The following is a 6254-nucleotide window of genomic DNA, read 5'->3' as shown; positions in this document are numbered from 1 at the left end:
CGTAGCCGAAAGTCCGGTGGCAGCGGTAGAGCTGGCTTTCCAGATGGGGACACGGTCCTGATTTTCCCCTAAGGATCTTTCCGGTCGTCAATTCGCCGCCATTTTGCCCCTTGACTTTAGGGCATTTTTTAGGGATAATATAGGTGCTGTTGCGTCGGGATGTAGCTCAGCTTGGCAAGAGCGCACGGTTCGGGACCGTGAGGTCGCAGGTTCAAGTCCTGTCATCCCGACCATTTTTACCTGCTGGTTCGTAATGCTTTTCACAAATATTTTTTTATTTTCAGGAGGGGGAGAGCGTGAACCTGCTGATCATGGGACCGCCGGGTGCCGGCAAAGGAACACAGGCCGCAGAGATCATTAAAGAGTTAAAGATCCCGCACATCTCGACGGGGGACATGCTGCGCGAGGCCGTTAAGCAAGGAACCGAAATGGGGAAAAAGGCCAAGGAGTACATAGATAAAGGGCAGCTTGTTCCCGACGACGTGATCATCGGCGTGGTAAAAGAGCGACTCGGACAACCCGATTGTAAGGTAGGTTTTCTCCTCGATGGTTTTCCCCGTACACTGCCCCAGGCCGAAGCCCTCGACCAGACCCTCAAAGAAATGGGAATCAAGCTCGATGCTGTAATTAACATCCGCGTGCCGCGGGAAAAGATTGTTGACCGGATTACCGGACGGCGGGTTTGCCGTTCCTGTGGTGCTACCTACCATGTGGTGAACAAACCGCCTAAGGAAAGTGGCAAGTGCGATAGGTGCGGCGGGGAGCTTTACCAGCGGAGCGACGATACGGCCGAAACTGTGAACAAGCGCCTTGACGTTTACGAGGCCCAGACCCAACCGTTACTCGACTACTATGGTAAGCAAGGTATTGTTCTTGACATTAACGGTGATCAACCAATCAATAAGGTTCTAGAGGATATTTTGGCGGCGCTCAAGAAGAAATAGCGGTTAATGGTAATTATGAAATTATTGCGGTTGCGCGGGCCAAGCTTCGGGCGAAGTTTGGCTTTTTTCTTAGGAAGTTTAACTTGCGCTACGGAGTGAGTATAATGTTACGGTTTACGATTCCCGGAAGGGAGCCGCTCGAAATCGAGCACGTGGTGCTTGATTTTAACGGTACTTTTGCCTGTGACGGCAAGGTTCTGCCCGGGGTCGCGGAACGCCTCAACGCTCTTGCCGACCGGGTTGCGGTCCACATTTTCACCGCGGATACCTTCGGCACGGCACGGGAGGCGTGTGCGGGCCTCCAGGCCAAGGTGGTGGTTACCAGACAGCCAGTAGTTGGCCCAGAGAAGGAAAGATACGTGACGGAATTAGGCGCGGGCAGAACGGCCGCCATTGGCAACGGGACTAACGATGTACTCATGCTACGGCGGGCGGCACTCGCCATATTGGTCCTAGGTCCTGAAGGAGCAGCGGTGGAAGCGCTTTTAGCGGCAGATGTGGTGGTGAAAGAGATAAACGACGGACTGGACCTGCTTCTTAACCCGAAACGGCTGGCGGCCACTCTTAGGCGCTAATTTCCCCCTGATCAAAGGAGGATGAGGGGATTTTCTGCCGAATTTCCTTAATTTTCTGCCGAATTTCCTTAACTAATCATAACATGGGAGGGTTTTTATATGGAAAAGCGTTGTATCCTCTGCGGGCGTAAGTTCGAAGTCGAAACGATGGAAGAAGTGGTTCAAGAAGAGGAGGATTTTCTAGAACCTTCCCGGAAGGTACCTTCGGTCTGCCCGCTATGTCAAGCCAAAATAAAGCACGAGGCAGAGGAAGCGCAGAAAGTGCCAAAACCGATGTAGTTTAAGGGAGGTGGCTCCGTGCGGGCGGGCCGCTGGTTCCTCTATCTATTTCTGGGGCTGCTTCTAATTTCGTATCCCCTGCTCGGTGAGGTGGCGCATTTTTATACCGACTGGCTTTGGTTTAAGTCCCTCGGGTTTCGAGCGGTTTTCTGGAAAACTCTTCTCGCCAAGGCGGGCGTGCGGGTTGGTGCAGGGCTGGCAGTTTTTCTCTTTCTTTTCTTTAATCTATGGTTAACGCGCCGGCACTTTAGTAAGCCGCTGCGGGTTGTTGCTGGGGAAGAAGAGACCTTACAGTCAAGTCCTTGGTTTAATCTTTTAACCCGGCGCCTGCTGACGCTGCTCTTCCTGCTCGGCAGTGGTGTTGTAGCGTTACTCTTTAGCTCTCTGGCCGGGGCTAAATGGCTCGTATGGCAACAGTTCCTGCACCCGGTTGGTTTTGGCGTACAGGACCCGTTTTTCGGTAAAGACCTTGGTTTTTTTCTCTTTTCGCTTCCATTTTACGTTTCCCTTTATCGTTTTGCCTTCGGGGTCATTCTCTTTACAACTCTTGCGGTGCTCCTAATTTATCTGCTTGTGGATCCCCTTAAAGGTTACGGCTGGTGGCGTTCGCCGCGGGTGATCCGCCACTTGGCTTTCCTTGGCGCGGCTCTTTTTCTCGTCAAGGCCTGGGGTTATTACCTGCACCAGTTCCTCATCTATTATTCGGAACGGGGTACAGTTTTCGGACCCGGATATACCGATATCCACGCGAGCCTCTTGGCGATCCGCATCCTTTGCTTCGTAGCGCTCCTGATGGCCTTAGTAAGCCTCTATGGGGGGATACGCGCCTCTTTCCTCTATCCTGCCGGTGCGGCGGCAGTTTTGGTCACGGCTTCTTTCTGCCTTGGCGTTCTTTATCCGGCAGTAGTTCAGAAGCTTGTTGTTGAGCCAAACGAGCTTGAACGGGAGCGTCCCTATATCGAAAAAGCGATTGCCTTTACCAGGATGGCTTACGGGCTTGACGCCATCGAACGTCGGTCGTTTCCGGCAGGGAAACTCCTACGTCCAGAAGATGTAGCGGCAAACCGGGACGCTTTTGCGAATATCCGGCTTTGGGACTGGCAGCCACTCAAACAGACTTACAGCCAGCTTCAAGAGATGCGGCTTTATTATCAGTTCCACGATATCGATATCGATCGTTACTGGGTAAACGGGGAATACCGTCAGGTGATGGTGGCTGCCCGCGAGCTCAATCAGAAGCAGTTACCGGAGCAGGCTAAAACTTGGGTTAACCAGCACCTAAAGTACACGCACGGCTACGGGATCGCTATGAGTCCGGTTAACGAGGTAACCCCGGAGGGGTTGCCCGAGTTCTTCTTTAAAGATATCCCCCCGCAGACCACCACAGACCTTAAGATCACGCGGCCCGAGATTTACTTTGGCGAGGTTGAGGCGCCTTACATCATCGTCGGTACCCGCACGGGCGAGTTCGACTACCCGCGGGGTAACGCGAATGTATATACCCGGTACCGGGGTGCGGGTGGGGTACGCCTAGGTGGGCTGGGGCGTAGGTTGATCTTCGCCCTTTCCTTCCAAGATTACCGCTTACTTCTTTCCCGGGACGTCACCCGTGACTCCCGGGTTCTCTACTACCGGGATATAGGGCGGCGGGTGCGGAAAATTGCGCCTTTTCTCCGCTACGACCACGATCCTTACGTGGTCCTTGCCGGCGGCCGCCTCTTCTATCTCTGGGATGCTTATACGACTTCGCAATGGTTTCCTTACGCAGAGCCACACGGGGAGTTCAATTATATCCGAAACGCGGTTAAGGTGGTAGTTGATGCTTATACGGGCGAAGTTCACTTTTATATTAGTGATCCGGGAGACCCGCTCGTGAAAAGTTTTGCCCGCATTTTCCCCTCTCTCTTTGCGCTTCTGGAAGAAATGCCGCGGGAGCTTAAGAACCACCTCCGCTACCCGGAGGATCTCTTTCTGGTCCAGGCGGAGATGTACGCTCTCTACCATATGCAGGACCCCCAGGTTTTCTACAATAAGGAAGATAAGTGGGTGCTACCTACGGAACTCTTTGGCGCCGAAGAGGCGAGGATGGAACCCTACTATGTGATTACGCGCCTTCCTGGGGCGAAAAAACCTGAGTTTATGCTTATTATGCCTTTTACCCCTCAGAATAAGAAGAATATGATCGCTTGGCTTGCAGCCCGCTGTGACGGCGGAAACTACGGCCACCTTCTTGTTTACGAGTTTCCGAAACAGGAGCTGGTCTACGGGCCGATGCAGGTTGAGGCCCGGATCAACCAGGACGCCCAGATATCGCAGCAGCTTACCCTTTGGGACCAACGGGGTTCCCGGGTGATCCGGGGCAACCTCTTGATTATCCCGGTAAAGGACGCACTTATCTATGTAGAGCCGCTCTACCTACAAGCGGAACAATCCCGAATGCCGGAACTCCGGCGGGTTATCGTGGTTCACGGTGACCGGATCGTGATGGAAAGTACGCTTGCGGCGGCGCTCGAACGGCTTTTTGCAACCGGTTCTCCTCGATCCCCTGCCGGCACGGTGACGGTGGGCCGTTCAGTTGCGGAGTTAGTAAGCGAGGCTAACGCTCTTTACCGGCGGGCAGAGCAGGCTCTAAAGGCTGGCGACTGGGCGGGCTACGGGAAAAACTTGGCGGCACTAAAAGAGATTCTTACGGAGCTGGAGAAGAGAACCCGCGAGGCCGATAAAGTATACAAATAGTCTCTTTCGCGCGGAAGTACAATATTCAGGGGGGATCATCTTTGCCGCGAACAAAAGTCCAGATCAGACGGATTGGGGTCTTGACCGGCGGTGGTGACGCGCCGGGACTTAATGCCGTGATCCGGGCGGTAGTAAAGGTAGCCACGCGGGAGTACGGCCTTACGGTGATCGGTTTTGAAGATGGCTTCGGGGGATTGGTTGAAAACCGGGCACGGCGCCTCACCGAAAAAGATGTGGTAGGCATTTTACCCCGGGGGGGGACGATTCTCGGTACGACCAACCGGGACAACCCCTTCCACTATCCGGTTAAGGAGAATGGCGGGGTCGTTTATAAGGATGTGTCAAACCGGGTAGTAGAAAACCTCGCCGGGCACGGCATCCAGGGGATGGTAATTATTGGTGGTGACGGAAGCATGAAAATCGCCGAGGAGTTATGGAAGCGCTACAACCTCCCGGTTATCGGGGTGCCCAAAACGATTGATAACGACCTGTTAGCTACGGACCAGACCTTCGGTTTTGATACTGCGGTGACTACGGCTACGGAGGCTCTCGATAAGCTGCACACCACGGCGGAATCACACCACCGCGTGATGGTTCTGGAGGTTATGGGGCGGTACGCGGGCTGGATTGCGCTCCATGCGGGCGTTGCTGGGGGCGCCGATATCATTCTGATACCAGAGATTCCCTTCACCTTTGAAAAGGTTTGTGAAAAGGTACGCGAGCGGCGCCGGGCAGGAAAAAAATTCTCCATAGTGGTGGTTGCGGAGGGGGCTAAGCCGGTCGGCGGGGAGCTGGTCGTGAAGAAAGTGGTTGAAGGGAGCTTCGAGCCCCTGCGGCTGGGTGGTATCGGCAATGTGGTGGGCGAGAAAATAGAAGAAATGACCGGGATTGAGACCAGGGTAACCGTGCTAGGGCATCTCCAGCGTGGCGGTAGCCCGACCTCGTTCGACCGGATTCTGGCTACGCGCTTCGGTGCGGCAGCGGTAAATTTTCTCATGGAGGGGCGGTGCGGCGAAATGGTCTGCTTGCGGACGCCCGATATCGGTTCGGTACCGCTTGCTGAGGCAACGGGAGCCATGAAGCGGGTGGCCCTCGGTAACGACCTCGTGCGGGCTGCCCGGCAGATGGGGATCAGCTTTGGGGACTGAAATAATTATTTTCGGAGAAAGAGAAGGAATTTGCAAGCGTATACCGAAAGTAACACTAAAAAGTTCAAGGTAGGGGTACCTTACATGGGCAGCGATGTTCAGCGGCTTCTGGTACTTGGTGTCGGTAATGTTCTTTTGCAAGATGAAGGTGTTGGCATCCATGCGGTAAATGAGTTGAAACAGTATGGTTACCCGCCGGAGGTGGAGATCGTTGACGGCGGGACGGCTGGTTTTGGTTTACTTTATTTTATCGAGGAGGCTAGTCGCCTGATTGTGATCGACGCCGTGAATGGTGGTGCGGCGCCAGGAACACTCTTCCGATTTACGCCAGAGGATCTGGAAGAGTGTACACCGATTTCCGGTAATTCCCTTCATGAGGTCGGCCTGATGGAGGTACTCTACCTTGCGAAGGCGATGGGTGTGCTGCCGCCCACTGTTATTTATGGCGTCCAACCGGCAGAGATCGACTGGGGTACAGCGCTGAGCCCGCAGGTGGCAGCACAGCTGCCGCGGCTGCTTGACGAGGTCTCTGAAAAACCAGCTTAAAAAATAACCTATCATTTCTGAAGGGA

The 6254-nt window shown here is 54.2% G+C and carries 6 protein-coding genes and 1 tRNA gene; all 7 read left to right on the top strand.

The window, feature by feature from the left end; translation table 11 throughout:
* Positions 1-155: 155 nt before the first annotated feature.
* The 7 genes from ACUVTA_RS08035 (at position 156) to ACUVTA_RS08005 (ending at position 6228) form a co-directional block, all read left to right on the top strand.
* Positions 156-233, top strand: a tRNA-Pro gene (locus ACUVTA_RS08035).
* A gap of 63 nt (positions 234-296) precedes the next feature.
* Positions 297-944, top strand: a complete 648-nt coding sequence (locus ACUVTA_RS08030; RefSeq protein WP_445952434.1) for an adenylate kinase — start codon at positions 297-299, stop codon at positions 942-944.
* Between the two features lie 104 nt (positions 945-1048).
* The gene (locus ACUVTA_RS08025; protein WP_445952433.1) at positions 1049-1519 is read left to right on the top strand and encodes an HAD family hydrolase; all 471 of its coding nucleotides are present in this window, start codon (positions 1049-1051) and stop codon (positions 1517-1519) included.
* A gap of 99 nt (positions 1520-1618) precedes the next feature.
* Positions 1619-1798 carry a hypothetical protein gene (locus ACUVTA_RS08020; RefSeq protein WP_445952432.1) on the top strand — a complete coding sequence of 60 codons (180 nt, stop codon included), beginning with the start codon at positions 1619-1621 and terminating at the stop codon, positions 1796-1798.
* 18 nt (positions 1799-1816) lie between these two features.
* Positions 1817-4534 carry a UPF0182 family membrane protein gene (locus tag ACUVTA_RS08015; RefSeq protein WP_445952431.1) on the top strand — a complete coding sequence of 906 codons (2718 nt, stop codon included), beginning with the start codon at positions 1817-1819 and terminating at the stop codon, positions 4532-4534.
* A gap of 41 nt (positions 4535-4575) precedes the next feature.
* Positions 4576-5682 (top strand): 6-phosphofructokinase, encoded by a 1107-nt coding sequence (locus ACUVTA_RS08010; protein ID WP_445952430.1) that lies wholly within the window; start codon positions 4576-4578, stop codon positions 5680-5682.
* Between the two features lie 84 nt (positions 5683-5766).
* Complete coding sequence (locus ACUVTA_RS08005; protein ID WP_445952429.1) at positions 5767-6228, top strand: HyaD/HybD family hydrogenase maturation endopeptidase; 462 nt, start codon at positions 5767-5769, stop codon at positions 6226-6228.
* Positions 6229-6254: the final 26 nt, after the last annotated feature.

This window comes from Thermodesulfitimonas sp., from assembly GCF_052743955.1.
The sequence above is the reverse complement of the archived record's forward strand: the minus strand, read 5'-3'. Positions and strand labels throughout refer to the sequence as shown.